13 protein-coding genes are annotated in these 15,060 nt (G+C 55.1%); 9 read left to right on the forward strand and 4 right to left on the reverse strand.

Translation table 11 applies throughout. The annotated features are described in order from the left end of the window. Positions 1 to 80: 80 nt before the first annotated feature. On the forward strand, positions 81 to 1,502 hold the full coding sequence (locus DBV39_RS14655) for a CoA transferase (RefSeq protein WP_159078973.1): 1,422 nt from the start codon (positions 81 to 83) through the stop codon (positions 1,500 to 1,502). Positions 1,503 to 1,593: 91 nt separating this feature from the next. On the opposite strand, the gene DBV39_RS14660 is transcribed toward DBV39_RS14655, so the two are convergent. Beyond that, positions 1,594 to 2,487: an ABC transporter substrate-binding protein gene (locus DBV39_RS14660; RefSeq protein ID WP_108622168.1), complete on the reverse strand. Its 894-nt coding sequence runs from the start codon at positions 2,485 to 2,487 to the stop codon at positions 1,594 to 1,596. Positions 2,488 to 2,888: 401 nt separating this feature from the next. Here DBV39_RS14660 and DBV39_RS14665 point away from each other — a divergent pair, with 401 nt between their 5' ends. Next, positions 2,889 to 3,896 carry a Bug family tripartite tricarboxylate transporter substrate binding protein gene (locus tag DBV39_RS14665; RefSeq protein ID WP_108622169.1) on the forward strand — a complete coding sequence of 336 codons (1,008 nt, stop codon included), beginning with the start codon at positions 2,889 to 2,891 and terminating at the stop codon, positions 3,894 to 3,896. 242 nt (positions 3,897 to 4,138) lie between these two features. On the opposite strand, the gene DBV39_RS14670 is transcribed toward DBV39_RS14665, so the two are convergent. Next, positions 4,139 to 4,450 (reverse strand): GNAT family N-acetyltransferase, encoded by a 312-nt coding sequence (locus DBV39_RS14670; RefSeq protein ID WP_108622170.1) that lies wholly within the window; start codon positions 4,448 to 4,450, stop codon positions 4,139 to 4,141. A gap of 435 nt (positions 4,451 to 4,885) precedes the next feature. Here DBV39_RS14670 and DBV39_RS14675 point away from each other — a divergent pair, with 435 nt between their 5' ends. The 4 genes from DBV39_RS14675 (at position 4,886) to DBV39_RS14690 (ending at position 9,312) form a co-directional block, all read left to right on the forward strand. After that, positions 4,886 to 5,359 carry a CIA30 family protein gene (locus tag DBV39_RS14675; RefSeq protein WP_265416008.1) on the forward strand — a complete coding sequence of 158 codons (474 nt, stop codon included), beginning with the start codon at positions 4,886 to 4,888 and terminating at the stop codon, positions 5,357 to 5,359. Between the two features lie 239 nt (positions 5,360 to 5,598). Next, complete coding sequence (gene ppk2 / locus DBV39_RS14680) at positions 5,599 to 6,807, forward strand: polyphosphate kinase 2 (protein WP_108622172.1); 1,209 nt, start codon at positions 5,599 to 5,601, stop codon at positions 6,805 to 6,807. A 26-nt stretch (positions 6,808 to 6,833) separates the two neighbouring features. Next, the gene (locus DBV39_RS14685; RefSeq protein ID WP_108622173.1) at positions 6,834 to 7,535 is read left to right on the forward strand and encodes a DUF2461 family protein; all 702 of its coding nucleotides are present in this window, start codon (positions 6,834 to 6,836) and stop codon (positions 7,533 to 7,535) included. 133 nt (positions 7,536 to 7,668) lie between these two features. Next, positions 7,669 to 9,312, forward strand: a complete 1,644-nt coding sequence (locus DBV39_RS14690; RefSeq protein WP_108622174.1) for an FAD-binding domain-containing protein — start codon at positions 7,669 to 7,671, stop codon at positions 9,310 to 9,312. 32 nt (positions 9,313 to 9,344) lie between these two features. On the opposite strand, the gene DBV39_RS14695 is transcribed toward DBV39_RS14690, so the two are convergent. Then, complete coding sequence (locus DBV39_RS14695) at positions 9,345 to 10,250, reverse strand: LysR family transcriptional regulator (RefSeq protein ID WP_108622175.1); 906 nt, start codon at positions 10,248 to 10,250, stop codon at positions 9,345 to 9,347. A 117-nt stretch (positions 10,251 to 10,367) separates the two neighbouring features. On the opposite strand from DBV39_RS14695, the gene DBV39_RS14700 reads away from it, so the two are divergent. The 3 genes from DBV39_RS14700 to DBV39_RS14710 all read left to right on the forward strand — a co-directional run bounded on the left by DBV39_RS14700 (position 10,368) and on the right by DBV39_RS14710 (position 14,270). After that, positions 10,368 to 11,885 carry an acetyl-CoA hydrolase/transferase family protein gene (locus DBV39_RS14700; RefSeq protein ID WP_108622176.1) on the forward strand — a complete coding sequence of 506 codons (1,518 nt, stop codon included), beginning with the start codon at positions 10,368 to 10,370 and terminating at the stop codon, positions 11,883 to 11,885. Between the two features lie 121 nt (positions 11,886 to 12,006). Further along, complete coding sequence (locus DBV39_RS14705; protein ID WP_407669294.1) at positions 12,007 to 12,363, forward strand: nucleotide pyrophosphohydrolase; 357 nt, start codon at positions 12,007 to 12,009, stop codon at positions 12,361 to 12,363. A gap of 35 nt (positions 12,364 to 12,398) precedes the next feature. Beyond that, a complete protein-coding gene (locus DBV39_RS14710) occupies positions 12,399 to 14,270 on the forward strand; it encodes a DNA/RNA helicase domain-containing protein (protein ID WP_108622177.1) in 1,872 nt (623 codons plus the stop codon). A 12-nt stretch (positions 14,271 to 14,282) separates the two neighbouring features. On the opposite strand, the gene DBV39_RS14715 is transcribed toward DBV39_RS14710, so the two are convergent. Then, positions 14,283 to 14,747, reverse strand: a complete 465-nt coding sequence (locus DBV39_RS14715; protein ID WP_108622178.1) for a hypothetical protein — start codon at positions 14,745 to 14,747, stop codon at positions 14,283 to 14,285. Between the last annotated feature and the right edge of the window lie 313 nt (positions 14,748 to 15,060).

Raw genomic sequence — 15,060 nt, forward strand, 5'->3', positions numbered from 1 at the left:
AGGAAATATCTGTCGCTCATCTTTGTCTTCTGCTGCATCATGTTATGCAATCTATCAAAACACGAGGAGACGGTGAATCCATGACAAGCAAGCATGAAGCCGATACAGAAGTCAGACGCGCCATTCAGGAGATCCTGTGCGTGCATGATCATGAACTGAGCACACAGGCGATTCAGCAGCTATCCCTCTTCGGGGAAATTCCGTCCTTTGACAGTCCTCACAAACTGACCGTCGCGGCAGCCAGTGCAATAGGTGCCTATGCACTCTCAGTCGAAAGCTGGTGGGCACACGTGAAAGGAGAGCGCCAAAGGGTCGGGATTGACTGGATGCAGGCGGCCAGTGCACTGAACCCAGGGCAGTTTATGAAACAGAATGGCAAAGCACTGCCCGCAATGGCAATGATGGCGGAGCTCAGGAATGATTTTTATCAGACGAAGGACTCCCGCTGGTTCTTTCCGGTGGGCCCCTATCCGCACCTGAGAGATGGCGTGCTTGAGCTAATGGATTGCGCTAACACCCCTGAAGCATTGTCCAGAGCATTCGCGAAACATAACGCAGAGGATCTGGAACAAGCCTTCGCCAGCCAGAAACTTCCGGGGGCGTATGCACGAACCCGTCAGGAGTGGATGGACCATTCACAAGGCGCCTGGCTGGCCACCACACCTCTTATCCAGATCGAGAAACTGGCCGACGGCCCACCCGAGTCACTCAGTGTTGGAAGCCGTCCGCTTGATCATCTCCGGGTTCTGGATCTGGGACACGTGATCGCCGGTCCAGTTGTCGCCAGATCGCTGGCCGAACATGGTGCTCAGGTGCTGCGACTGGATCCGCCGCTCAAACAGGATCCGTTACGTCAGACAATTGACACCAACATCGGCAAACGAACAGCGTTCATAGATCTCAATGATCCGGTCGACCAGGCCAAGGCGCGTCAGCTGATGGCAACGGCCGATGTCGTGGTTCAGTCCTGGCGACATGCAAGCCTTGCAAGGCGAGGTTTTGGGCCTCACGAGGCGGCTGCACTCAGGCCTGGAATCGTCTACGTTTCAGTGAGTGCATTCGGTGACGAGGGACCGTGGGCCGAGCGTGGTGGTTTTGAGCAATTAGGGCAGACCGTCAGTGGACTGGCCATCAATGAAGGTCTGGATGGTCGGCCGAGCCTTGTCCCCACCTACCTGCTTAATGACTATCTGACCGGATATCTGGGGGCGACGGGAGCAATGCTGGCCCTGCTCAGGCGTGCAAAGGAGGGAGGCAGCTACCACGTCAAAGTCTGTCTTACACGGACGTCAATGTGGATTCAAGGGCTTGGGCTCCAGACCCGTGATGCGTCACTACGAGGCGGACATTTTGCGCAGACGCTGAATCCGGTTCTCGAGCGCAGAATGTCTGCGTTTGGGGAGCTGGAACAACTGCCTCCCGTGGCACAGTTTTCACGCACACCGGCTCGCTGGGATCTACCTCCGTCCCCGAATGGTGCGTCGCTTGCCCGCTGGACCTAGTGAACCAGTGAGAAGGAAGTGAGTGCGTAAAAGTTCGTAAGATAAGGAAAGTAGCACCGGCGGTATCCTTACCGCCGGTGTCGAGTATCGGTCAGATGGCAATGACGCACTGATCGTATTGCGGCAAGCTGTTGATAAAGCTGCCGTTCTTCATGCTTTGGCGAAGCTGGTAAAAGCCGTCTTCCGAGATCTTTCTCTGACATGTCCATAGACCCAGTTTTTGATACCGGGCGATGCATGTTTCGAGCACATCAGTGTCGATATGCGGGTAGAACGGTTTGACTTGCTGGACGATTTCAGAGGGCTCAGCATGATTGATCCAGTCGCGAACATTTTCAATCGCTGTCGCCATGTGCTCGAACGCCTCGCGGTTTCTTTCGATCGAAGATGCTGTGGACAGAAAAGTCGTATATGCCGTCATACCGCGATCAGCACTTTTATAGACAATACGGGCACCCCGCTGGACAGCCAGAGAAACATACGGCTCGAATAGCTGGGCATACGCGACCGAACCATCCAGCACAGCCTCAAGGTTCTGGGCCATGGTCTTGTCACTCACAATGTCAATGTCAGACGGATTCAATCCGGCATCACGGATATCTTCCTGCAAGCATAGCCATGGTGTCGGGACTTCTGACACCACAGCCAGTCTGGCCGTCATGAGATCGCTCAGTGCGAAGTGGTTTGCAGGAGTTTCAGGTATTGATGTCACCAGAAAAAATGGATCTTTACCGACGACCTCACAAAAGGCAAGCAGTGCCTTGTCTACAGGGGCCTGGTCGTCACGTAACTTGATCGCTCGCAAGGGGCCGCCCCAGACGACATCGACTTTGCCTTGATACATCAGTTCGATGGCGCTCCCGGGCGTAGGAGACTCCACAAATGAGACATCAACGCCAAGTCGGGCAAACTCTCCTTTGGCGTAGGCAGCATAGAACGGTGTGTAAAAAACAGTTCTGAAGTTTTCTGCGAGCACGATCTTCATTCGAGGAGTCACCCAGGCTGGAGGAAAGAATGCTCATCGGACCACAAGGCCCCTATGCGTGCAAGATATCTGACCGCGTGGGGCTTTTCCGGTGCATCTTCAAACTAAGGAAGTATTTGATTGTTAAGATGATTTTTCATTTTTCGGGTGTCGCTTGATTTTTTGGTGAGCAAGCTGGAATGAATATGGCTAAGACCCGGAATATGCGTAGATCGAAGTAGTTCATTGCACTAGGATGGTCGAGTCAGGGGTTGATCAGCGTGCGCCCAGAAGGGTGAGTGCTCAAACCTTTACCACGTAAAGAATCAATCCGTTTTGGCGATACTCTCAAGTCACCAGGATTGTGACCGGATTGTTGTCGCTGCCAGTAGTCCTTTCCAACTAGTCCAGAGGATGAACGTATGCTCACCAATAAACTGAAACTTCTGAGTCTTACCGCGTTCGCCAGTGCAACATGCGCACTGACGATCACCACGGGTAGCGCTGCTTTTGCCCAGTCGGCGGACAACTTTCCGGACAGGACCCTGTCCTATGTCATCACTGTGCCACCTGGCGGTGCGGCTGATTTTGTGGGCCGTAGCCTTGCACAGTCTTTGTCACAGGAAGTCGGTCAACCGGTTGTCGTTGATAACAGAGCCGGCGCGAGCGGCACCGTTGCCACCGCCTACGTTGCACGCGCCAAGCCTGACGGTTACACGATCTTGCAAGGCGCGATCTCTACACATGGCATTGGCCCGTACTTCTTTGACAACCTGAGCTATGACCCCTTCAAGGACTTCATGTCGCTCGGACTGATTGCCGAGTTTCCCTTGATCCTGGCTGTCCGGGCAGACTTGCCAGTGAACTCAGTGGAGGAACTGATCGCACTAGCCAGGAAAGACCCTGGGGCCATCAAGTTTGCATCGGCCGGTGTGGGCAGTGCACCGCATCTGACCGCAGAGATCCTGATGAACGAAACAGGGATCGATATGCTTCACGTACCGTACAAGGGCTCTGCGCCAGCGGTAAGAGAGCTGATGGGTGGTGAGGTGGATATCATGTTTGATGGTCTTCCCAGCCTGTCGTCTGGCCTGAGTTCCGGACATCTGCGTCCCATTGCTGCCGTGAGTAATCAAAGGAATGCAGCCTATCCCGATCTGCCAACATTCCCGGAGCTTGGTTTCCCCAAAATGGTCGCCTCGCTTTATTACATCCCGATGGTTCCGGCACAAACGCCCACGCCGATCGTTGACAAGCTGAGTGCCGCGCTGACAGCCTCCATGAAGGACTCGGATGCCCAGCGCCAACTTGAGAAAGGCGGTGCTCACCTGATTTTTACGACCCCTGAGAACACCCAGCAGTACATCCTTGACGACTTCGATCGCTGGGGCCCGGTTATCAAAGGTGCTGGCATCGAAACCAAACGCTGATACGTCCCTCACCTGTTGAAAGCATCACGGGCCTGTCCGATACAGTCCCACCTAGCCAAGGGCTGTGCCGGTATCGGGTCCGATGCACCCTTTGGTGTATTGCAAGGAAGGTTTTTGCGTATCGCCGTGCATAATCGAGTGCTGCTGGCAGTATCGTACGCCGCACTGCGGACGATCTATCGCAGGCACCGAGAGGGCTCAGGTTTGTCCCTGACTTGCTCGGTCCCCTTGATTGCCATGAATTATTCCGATCGATCTAGCACCTTGCGCATGTAAAACGCCCGATCCCCGCAGGTTTTCAGTATGGCCCTCTGGGGGACGGACAGGTCCAGGAGCAGAACATAGCCATGTCGTTGCCAGAACTCGACAGAGTTCTGGAAGGATATCAGCGCAGAGAAACTGCAGCCCTGACGTTTCGCGTATCGATTCGCCTCGTTGATCAACGCTGTTGCGATACCCGATCCGCTTGCCTGTCGGGCCACGGCCAGATCATGCAGATACAGGCAGTCCGCGTTATCGGAGAATGTGAAACGGCGACCCAGGGCGGTCAACATGCCCTGGTGTTACGGATAGGCAAAAAGGTACTCAAGAATGTCAGTCTGGCGTTGATCGCTGCGGAGGAGCCCTTTACGCGATGCAGTGCAGTTCTTGTTTTCAGACGGGCTGGATTGTGCCACCCATGCTGTATCCGGCGCCGTTGCGAGACGTTCAGAAGTCACGGAACGAACCCCGATCATGTGTTCAACGTAGGCCAGGGTCTTGATGGAGGCGATCGCCTCCAGATCCTCGACGATCCAGTATCCGACTCCAGTACAGTGCCCGTCTTCGTCTGGAGGTGTTCCTGCATCCTTCGCAATCAGGTATGGTTGCCAGGTGCCTGGCCATTGTCCTGGTCGCGTACGTTCCGTCCATTTTGTGGATCAACCTGATATAAGCCTATGCGAATCAATCAGATCTCTTTTCAGAACACACACAGCACTGACAAATGGATGAGCATTGGCGATCAGGTCATGGGTGGTACGTCCCATGGGCGAATGCGTTTTGACGAGCAAGGGTTTGCGGTTTTTGAGGGGAACGTTTCACTTGAGAACGGGGGAGGATTTGCATCGGTTCGCCATGCGGACGTGCCCTTGGGTACGGCGACGACAACAGGGTATCGTTTGCGGGTCCGTGGTGATGGCAAACAGTACAAGCTCAATCTCGGTGTGGACAGGGCGTTTGATTCGGTTCAGTATCAGGCCAGTTTTAATCCAGGTGCTGCAGGGCAGAGTCAGGACTGTGTGGAACATATGTGGGTCGATATCGAATTGCCGCTTGCGTGTTTCGAGCCTCGTTTTCGTGGGCGTGTCGTGCCCGGTCAGGCGTCACTGGATCCGGAACGTGTCTGCCATGTGGGGTTGATGGTTGCGGATCGCCAGGCAGGTCCCTTTCGCCTTGAGATTCAGGAAATTGTATGCATATGACTGGGTGTGACGATACGTAACCCCTGACTGTTTTGCGGCATGCTTTGCCAGATCACATGAGTGCGGCATCATCGTAATGATTGATCACGGATGTTCCCAAGAGCTTTCCTTCTTCTTGCCTCTGGGGCAGTTCTTGCTTCACATGATTTAACTCAAGGTTGCAGGGCGTGAAGGGACGAGCGATCGAACTTCCTACGCGACAATGAACTTTTTGATGACCGTGAACGGAGATCTGGCCGATGGCAAGTTCGACTCAGAAGAAAGCCCCAGTTTCTAAAGCCCCAGTTTCTTCACGCACTGCAAACAAGACATCAGGTACCGCACGCAAGCCGGCTGCCTCTAAAAGACCGAGACGGGTTCAGTCCGGTGATGTACAAGCGGGCAACAGTGCGCTTTCAGCCGCTCGAAACACCACAGCGGATGCCCTGGCGGCAGCACAGAATGCCAAAGAAGTCGCGGTCCGCGACATTGTTAGCAATCTGCTCCCACAGAGTGTTCACGAGCTGGCACAGGCGCTTGAAACCATCATGCAAGGCGCATCGCCCGATGATGCGCAGATGCTCAGACGCGCGCTGATGACGCCCGTCAAGCGTCGTCTTGGCAAACCGACCGATGGACCTGGCCAGGACGAGGAATTGTCGAGCAACTGGCGAGAGGGTGGGTATCCGTACCGGAACCTGATGTCTCGCAAGGCCTACGAGAAAGCGAAGTACCAGTTGCAAGTCGAATTGTTGAAGCTGCAGGCGTGGGTCAAGGAGAAAAACCAGAAGGTTGTGGTTCTGTTTGAAGGCCGTGATGCCGCCGGCAAGGGCGGTACCATCAAACGCTTCATGGAGCATTTGAATCCGCGGGGTTCGCGCGTCATCGCGCTGGAGAAGCCGACCGACATCGAGAAAGGCCAGTGGTATTTTCAGCGTTACATCCAGCATCTGCCAACGAGCGGTGAGATCGTGCTGTTTGACCGTTCCTGGTACAACCGCGCAGGGGTCGAGCGGGTCATGGGATTCTGTACTGACACGGAGTATGAGGAGTTCATCCGTCAGGCCCCCGAGTTCGAACGTAATCTTGTGCGCAGTGGCATCCACCTGGTCAAGTTCTGGTTCTCGGTCAGCAAAGAGGAACAACGCCGCCGTTTCAAGGAGCGCCGTATTCACCCGCTCAAACAATGGAAGCTTTCGCCGATCGATCTGGCGTCGCTCGACAAATGGGATGAGTACACCGCAGCCAAGGAATCGATGTTCTATCACACCGATACAGCCGAGGCCCCCTGGACGGTCATCAAGTCTGATTGCAAGAAGCGTGCGCGTCTGAACGCAATGCGCTATGTCCTGCACAAACTGCCGTACGACAACAAGGACGTGAACAACATTGGCTCGATTGATCCATTGCTCGTTGGGCGTGCGCACGTTGTCTACGAGCAGGGCGAGCATCCGATCGCCTTGATCTGACGATCACCTGATGGTGCCCGTAACATATGATGAACAGCCGCTTCACCGACAAAACGATTCCATTCATGCTGGAGGCTGGTCAGCAGACTGACCCCGGCTGGCTGGATCGTCATCAGCAGACGTACGACGAGATCGTTCGATTGCCGTTTCTTGAGTTGGCGCAGACGTTGAAGTCAGAGCTCCAGGATACGGTGCCTGACTATCATTTTCCGACCCGAGGCATTGGCCGTATCAAACGGGCTGCCAACAAGGTGGTCAGTGGTGAAGCCTGCTACAAAGACTGGCTGTCGCTATCGGCTGCGAAACCTTCAGCCTCCCGGTTCGAACGAAATCCGCACCTGTTTCTCGGGATACTGCCCGGAATCGCTCCCTACATGGGTGTGATTCTGGCCGGTGGTCTGTTCATGCCCACCAGTGCACAACTCAAGCGAGTCCGTCAGGCGATCGCAAGAGATGCGGAACCGTTTCACACGCTCTTTTCCGACCCGACATTTGCACGCTTCTTTAGCAAAGGTTTTGAGCTCGAGAACATGGCTGCACGCATGCCGCGCGGGTTTGACCCGGAGCATTCCGATGAACAATGGTTACGACTCAAGACATTTCTCGTCGTCAAGCGTGTCTCCAGTGATGTCTTTACTTCGCCAGAGTTTGCCATGTGGGTGGTGCAGCATTACAGACAGCTCGCTCGTTTGAACCGGTTACTGGAAGCTGCCCTTGATCGCCCGTGAAGTGAGGTTGTCCCGCTTACGAAATCCAGTTCAGGAACTGTTCTCGTCAGGCCGTATCTGATCGTCAATGCAAAAGCTGTTGCTCCAAGCGAATTGTCGTAACTTTTGAGATCATCCGGTCAAAGGTTCATCTGTGTCACTGCAGGTTGTCTGGTTCAAACGAGATCTTCGTACTGCCGATCACGAGGCGCTTTATCGTGCCTGTGCTACCGGCCCCACACTCTGCCTGTACGTGATCGAACCAGCCTACTGGCAACAAGACAGTACCAGCAATCGGCAATGGCTGTTTGTTCGTGAAGCACTGGCTGATCTCGATGCGCAGCTGCGTGCTCTCGATGGCGCATTGGTGGTCCAGCAAGGCGATGCCGTGGATGCGTTGGAGAGCATTCGCAAGGCCTATTGTTCGTTCGTGCTGCACAGTCATATCGAGACGGGTATTGGCTGGACGTTTGAGCGTGACAAAGCGGTTGCGCGCTGGTGTCGCAAGCATGAGGTCCAGTGGTATGAGTATGTCCAGAACGGTGTATGTCGTCCGATATCTTCCCGGCAGACGGGATTCAAGCAGCACTGGGATCGCTGGGTTCAGGCCTTGAAGTATCCCCGCCCTGTCAACGCAACATTCGTTGGGCGGGCACCCGACTCGTTGCGCGTCAGTTCACTGTCGCCTCATGCGTGGCCAGGCACGGTTCGAGAGAATGTGTATCCCTGCCCGGGCCGACAGACGGGAGGGCGCAGCGCGGGTCTGGACGTATTCAAGAGCTTTTTGCTGGAGCGCGGTGAGGTCTATCGCGGATCGATCAGCTCACCCTTGACGGCGGAGTCAGCGTGTTCTCGCCTGAGTCCTTACCTCGCGTATGGCTGCCTGGGTTTGCGCGAGGTGGTTCAACGCACGATACTTGCGCAGCGCGATGCGACGACGCGCTGGTCTAAAAGCCTCGCTGCTTTCATGACAAGGTTGCACTGGCACTGTTACTGGATTCAGGCCTTCGAGGCGGCCTCCCAGATGGAACACGAGCCGCTCGTCGAGCAGATGGCGCTGTTGCGTCGTCCCCTTAACAAGGAACGTTTTGATGCCTGGCGGATGGGCAGAACAGGCTGGCCGATGGTCGATGCCTGCATGCGATTCCTGCACCATCAGGGATGGATCAACTTCAGGATGCGAGCCATGCTGGTCTGCGCAGCCACGCACTCGCTGGAGCTTCCATGGCAGCCTGTTTCGCACTGGATGGCACAGATGTTCGTGGACTTTGAGCCAGGGATTCACTACCCGCAGGTCCAGTTGCAAAGCGCCATGTCTGGTGGCTCGGTCTTGCGCATGTATAACCCGGTGATTCAGGCGAGTCGGCTGGACCCACAGGGTGAGTTTGTCCGGCGCTGGGTGCCGGAGCTCGCTCATGTCAGTCAGTTCTGGATCTTCGAGCCCTGGAAGATGACACCCAACCTGCGTGAGGCAGCAGGCTGGGCACAGGAAAAAAGCTACCCCGAGCCCTTGGTTGACTTTGCACAGACCCATCGAGCCACCAAACAAGCCATCACTGAAATCCGTTCTGCCCATCAGCTTGTCCCTGTCAGACGCTTTCATGAGCGCACCGCTCGCGTACACGAACCTTCCAGACGCGAGCAGCTGTCTCCCAGTCAGGCACAAGCCCCACAGAACGTATCAACACAAACACTCTCTGACAGGCCAGGGGCTACTACAGCGAGAGTATCCAGGACAAGAAGAAGCCAACCCAAAGCGACAAAAGTGGATATGTCCATCCAGCCGACGCTGTTCTAGTCTGGTCTGGTTTTCTGAGAGGAAGTGTGTGCTCATTGTTCCGGCGCTTCAGGCCATTCACCCCCTAGCCGTTCGCGACAGATGTTAAGCCACGCAGAAAGGGCGTGTGACGGGTGTCTGTGGTTCCAGAGTATGCCGATCTCCCACAGGATTTCAGGCTTGATGACCGGTCTGACGTCGAGTCCATCGGTGTTGATTCGCCTTGCGAACGGTTCAGGTAGTAACGCAACACCCATGCCGGCACGGGCCATGGAAACGGTCCAGTCCCATTGCCCGCTTTGCGCTGCGATCCGTGGTTCAAGCCCTTCCTTGCCAAACTGGTGGTGAAGCAGTCGTGTCAGGGCAAACTCATCATTGAGTAGCACAAGTGGGAGTTGGGATAGGGCTTGCAGGGTGAGGGCATCACTGCCGGTCTTGATCATGCCTGGAGCTGCTAGCGCCAGCACACGATGCGTTGCGACACGGGCGACTGCAACGTCAGGCCGTCGTCGCGTGGGGAGTACGGTCATGCCCGCTGCGAGCTCTCCGGATGCCACCAGTTTCTCGACCTGCTGTCCGGTGCACTCGGTCAGCGTCAGAGCCACCTTCGGGTGCTTGTCCCGGAACTGCTTGAGTGCTTCGGTGAACAGCAGGTTGATCATGGGCGGAATGCCAATTGCAAGCGATCCCCTTGCGACCGACTGGGTTTCACGTATCTCGATCTGAAGGCGTTGAACAGCTGCAAGAATCTCCCGCCCCCGATCGTAAACAATCTTGCCCGTGTCGGTCAGAATGAGTCGACGAGTTTCTCTGAGCAGGAGCGGTTCCCCGGTCTCGTCCTCAAGTTGTCGGATCATCTTGCTGATCGTCGACTGCGTAACGCCCAACAATCGGGCCGCTTCAGTGAAGCTTCCGAGACGGACGGTTTCCGTGAAATAGCGAAGTGACCGCAGGTCCATTAGTTTAATTATTTGATGAATTTTACGAATGATCGATAGCAATATAATTCATTATGGCGATGCTAATCTGCCCTCGCAACCTCTTCATATTTAACGTATACAAGGGAGACGTGAGACATGAGGGCAACTTACAGAGACAGAATTCGCCATGCGGTCCTGGAGAGCCGCATTACCACCCCCGAGCGCGCGGCATCGCTGTTTCGCAACGCAATGACCGTCGGGATGAGCGGATTTACCAAAGCAGGTGATTGCAAGGCGCTGCCTGATGCGCTGGCTCGCAGGGCACTCGAAGATGGACTGAAACTGAACATCATGACGGGTGCATCACTCGGAAATGAAAGTGACGGCATGATGGCACTTGCCGGCCTGGTTGAGCGACGTTCACCGTTTCAGGCAGATCCTCGTCTTCGTCAGGAAATCAACGCGGGACGCGTTATGTTCACTGACCAGCACTTGTCAGAGACGGTTGAACAGTTGCGCGCGGGCAATCTGCCACCCGTTGACATTGCGATTGTCGAGGCGATTGCCATACGCGAAGATGGCAGCATCGTGCCGAGCACGTCTGTTGGCAACACGGCAAGTTTTGTGCAGCAGGCTCGCCAGATCATTGTCGAGCTTAATCTTGCCATGCCGCTGGCACTCGAGGGCTTGCATGACATCTATATTCCTGGCGACAGGCCTTCGCGCGAGCCGATTCCGCTCACGACGGTGTCTCAGCGTATCGGCACGTCCGCCATCAAGGTCGATCCCGATCGCATTGCTGCGATTGTTCTGACCGACAGTGTGGATAGCCCTTCGAATAACCTGCCCCCGGACGAGCAGACGCAGGCCATTGCAGGGCATGTCGTCGAGTTTCTCTCCGGTGAGGTGGCTGCCGGCCGCATGACCCCCGCTCTGATGCCACTGCAAGCAGGCATTGGTACGATTGCCAATGCGGTTCTGCACGGACTGGTAGAGTCATCCTTCAACGGCATGACCATGTACTCGGAAGTTTTGCAAGACAGTACCTTTGAGCTGCTGGATTCTGGGCAGCTGACATTTGCATCGGCGTCATCCATCACCTTGTCCGAAGCGACCTACCGAAAGTTCCTGGATAACGTCGATCGCTATCGCTCACGCCTGGTTCTGCGTCCCCAGGAGATCAGCAATCATCCGGAGATCGTGCGACGTCTGGGGATCATTGCCATCAATACCGCGCTTGAGCTTGATATCTACGGTAACGTCAATTCCACACACGTCAACGGTACACACATGATGAACGGTATTGGTGGGTCCGGGGACTTTGCGAGAAACGCGCATCTGTCCATTTTTGTGACCAAGTCAACCGCAAAGAACGGCGCGATCTCAAGCATTGTTCCCATGGTGACACATGTTGACCATACCGAGCATGATGTCGACATTGTTGCAACCGAGTGGGGACTGGCGGATCTCCGGGGTCTCGCGCCGCGCGAGCGGGCCGCACGGATCATCGATCGCTGCGTGCATCCGGACTATCGCGACATGCTGTGGGACTATTACCGCCGTGCCTGTGCTGCCGGTGGGCACACACCTCATCTGCTGTCCGAGGCGTTTGCCTGGCATCAGCGTTTTTCAAACAGCGGATCGATGCAGGAGAGGGTTGTACAAACTGCTTGAGAGCCAGTCCGGTTGATACGCTCAGGATTGCTTCACGATCGAACTTACCGTATAAGGAATGAACCTGACTGATTTCTGGATGACGTTCGTGACCTCCCAAAACAAGACAATCGAGAAAGATGTGCTGTTGGACGTGGCCCCTGTGGAACGGGCGTTGCGCGAGTTCGCACACGACCGTGACTGGGATCAGTTTCACTCCCCCAAGAACCTTTCCATGGCACTGAGTGCCGAGGTGGGGGAGCTGACCGAGATCTTCCAGTGGATGACTGAAGATCAGTCCAGGACTGCAGGGGACGATCCCGGTACCGCACAGGCTGTCAGAGATGAGCTTGCGGATGTCCAACTGTATCTGGTGCGTCTGGCGTCTGTGCTGGGTGTCGATCTCAATCGGGCGGTTGCCGACAAACTGCAGAAGAATGCGCTCAAGTATCCCGTCGACAAATCCCGCGGAACCAGCAAGAAGTACACACAGATCTGAGCGTTTGAAACAGGGACAATCCGGAGTCTGCAGTCATGATCGTCTACGAGGCCGACAAGAAGCAGTTCCTGCATCACAGCGATTTCGATGACATTGAGGATCTGATTCTGGCGAATTATCAGATCACGACCGGCAAAAGGGTTAATGAATCCGAGATCCGGTCCTGGCGTGAATCTCTGAGCCATGTCGCCAGGGTCCTGCGTGACGACGAGATCCCCGATGAAATGGGTGTGGCGATCGAGTTGCACATCCCGCAGTCTTCCAAGCGAATCGATGTCACACTGACGGGTCGGGATGCCGATGGCAACAAGAATGCGATCGTGATCGAGCTCAAACAATGGGAGAAGGCGCGCGCAACAGAGAAAGATGCAATCGTCGTGACTTATCTCGGAAAGGGACAGCGCGAGGTTGTACACCCTTCCTATCAGGCCTGGTCGTACGCATCCCTGCTCGAAGGTTTCAACGAGGCGGTCTACAACGGCGGCATTTCGATAAGGTCCTGTGCCTATCTGCACAACTATACCCGTGACGGGGTGCTCGACAGTGAGCACTATGCCGGGTATGCGGCCAAGGCCCCTCTGTTTCTGAAGGGTGCGAGAGAAAGACAAAAACTTCGCGAGTTCATCAAGCAACATGTCCGCTATGGTGACTCGAAGGAAGTTCTGTTCGAACTCGTCAATGGACGAATCCGGCCGTCCAAAGCACTCGCCGATGCACTCTCGGGCTTGCTTGCAGCCAGGCCTGAATTTGTGCTGATCGATGATCAGAAAGAGGTGTTTGAGGCGGTACTGTCAGCCGTGCAAACAGCGAGTCCAGAGAACCCGCGCGTACTGATCATCCAGGGCGGGCCGGGTACCGGCAAAACCGTACTCGCGATCAATCTGCTGGTCCGCCTGACTGCGCAAGGTTGCTTTGGGCAGTATGTGTCAAAGAACGCGGCTCCGCGTGAGGTCTATCAGCACAAGCTCGTTGGCACCATCACCAAAACCCGTTTCTCCAACATGTTCACCGGTTCTGGCGGGTTTCATGGGGTTGAGCCAAACACCTATGATTTTTTGATTGTGGATGAGGCCCATCGCCTGAACGAAAAAAGTGGGCTGTATGGCAACCTCGGAGAGAACCAGGTCAAGGAAGTCATCAATGCATCGGCCTGTACTGTGTTTTTTCTGGATGAAGATCAGCGTGTTGCCCTGAGCGATATTGGCAGCAGGGATGTCATTCGATCCTTCGCTCTGACCAAGGGGGCCAAAATTGATGAGTACGAGCTCGCCTCACAATTTCGCTGCAGTGGTTCCGACGGATACCTGGCCTGGCTCGATAACACGCTCGGAATCCGGGAGACGGCCAACATCTGGGTTGGTCCCACTGAGTATGAGTTTCGGGTGTATGACACGCCACAAGACTTGCATGCCGCAATCGAGGCCAGAAACGGGCAGAACCGGGCCCGTGTTGTTGCTGGCTATTGCTGGCCGTGGGCGAGCAAGAAGGATTCTGCCTCCTGGGATATTGTGATTGGTGACACCTACAAGAGGCAATGGAATCTGACCGTGGATGCCAGTCTATGGATCGTCGCCCCGGAGTCCATCGCGCAGGTTGGCTGTATACATACCTGCCAAGGGCTCGAAGTCGATTACATCGGTGTAATCGTGGGGCCTGATCTGATCGTACGCGACGGTCAGATCATCACGGTTCCAGAAAAGCGTGATCGGCATGACAAGACCATCCGTGGGTTCAAAAAGCGACTCAAAACGGAACCCGAAAAAGTTCGGGCTGAACTCGATCTGATCATCCGCAATACCTATCGTACGCTCATGACTCGAGGCATGAAGGGATGTTTCATCTATTGCACGGATGAACAAACGCGTGAGTACTTTCGTGCTCGCTGTACACCCGCAGAAACGACCTAGCCTTGCGGGGTCTCAGCGATTAGAGTCGACGTAGTCCTTGATTGCGTCTTTGGCCGATTGCTGGATATGGTACAGAAACCGGCTTTTGGGTTCATCTGCTGACACGATCAGGAACATGCCGTTGTTGGGTTCTTCATACAGAACGTTCGAGCCATCTACCAATTGAGTGCCGAAGCGATTGTCGACATAGACGGCGGTTCCCATCTTTTCGTTGTCATTGCTCTCGATCACCATGCAGTCGACACTGACTGTCATGTTCAGTTCCAGACTGTCTGTGGGGGTGAGTCTGGCTTTGCGAAACTCGCTACCAATCTGACTCGATGCTTCTGTTTCTGTGAAAGGACAGTCTTCGCTCACCCACACAAACAGTCCGAGATTTAGCGAATTATTCTGTTGCAGCCATGGTGCCGGGGCAGCCAGCGTATTGCCCGTGAGCGCCAGACAGATGCCAGCCAACAGTGTTTTCAGAATACGCATGGAACGGGTTCTCCATCAGCAAAAGTAGTAAGCATCATTCGGTATCGGTCGGCACAAGTGAAGCAGTCGAACTGCCTCAGATGAGGGCATCTAGCTGAATGTAGTCGATGGCCGGACTGTATGGAGTGTGCGTGGCGAGGTGTGCTGACAACATTCGGCAAAAGAGAGGGGTTTGATTTGCTGCGGACAGATTATTCACCTGTGCGTAAAGCTGGTGCGCGTGTCATACTTGTTGACGGGCGCATTTCATAGACAGCCTGTTGATACTTCAGGAAGGGCAGGCTTGTTGAATGTAACGGGTTCTGGTGTGGTG

Source organism: Orrella marina, from assembly GCF_003058465.1.
GTDB lineage: Bacteria > Pseudomonadota > Gammaproteobacteria > Burkholderiales > Burkholderiaceae_B > Algicoccus > Algicoccus marinus.

Excerpts from the sequence above, each read along its gene's own strand:
- DBV39_RS14655 (WP_159078973.1), top strand. The coding sequence starts at position 81 with ATGACAAGCAAGCATGAAGCCGATACAGAAGTCAGACGCGCCATTCAG.
- DBV39_RS14660 (WP_108622168.1), bottom strand. The coding sequence starts at position 2,487 with ATGAAGATCGTGCTCGCAGAAAACTTCAGAACTGTTTTTTACACACCG.
- DBV39_RS14665 (WP_108622169.1), top strand. The coding sequence starts at position 2,889 with ATGCTCACCAATAAACTGAAACTTCTGAGTCTTACCGCGTTCGCCAGT.
- DBV39_RS14670 (WP_108622170.1), bottom strand. The coding sequence starts at position 4,450 with ATGTTGACCGCCCTGGGTCGCCGTTTCACATTCTCCGATAACGCGGAC.
- DBV39_RS14675 (WP_265416008.1), top strand. The coding sequence starts at position 4,886 with ATGAGCATTGGCGATCAGGTCATGGGTGGTACGTCCCATGGGCGAATG.
- ppk2 (WP_108622172.1), top strand. The coding sequence starts at position 5,599 with ATGGCAAGTTCGACTCAGAAGAAAGCCCCAGTTTCTAAAGCCCCAGTT.
- DBV39_RS14685 (WP_108622173.1), top strand. The coding sequence starts at position 6,834 with ATGATGAACAGCCGCTTCACCGACAAAACGATTCCATTCATGCTGGAG.
- DBV39_RS14695 (WP_108622175.1), bottom strand. The coding sequence starts at position 10,250 with ATGGACCTGCGGTCACTTCGCTATTTCACGGAAACCGTCCGTCTCGGA.
- DBV39_RS14700 (WP_108622176.1), top strand. The coding sequence starts at position 10,368 with ATGAGGGCAACTTACAGAGACAGAATTCGCCATGCGGTCCTGGAGAGC.
- DBV39_RS14710 (WP_108622177.1), top strand. The coding sequence starts at position 12,399 with ATGATCGTCTACGAGGCCGACAAGAAGCAGTTCCTGCATCACAGCGAT.
- DBV39_RS14715 (WP_108622178.1), bottom strand. The coding sequence starts at position 14,747 with ATGCGTATTCTGAAAACACTGTTGGCTGGCATCTGTCTGGCGCTCACG.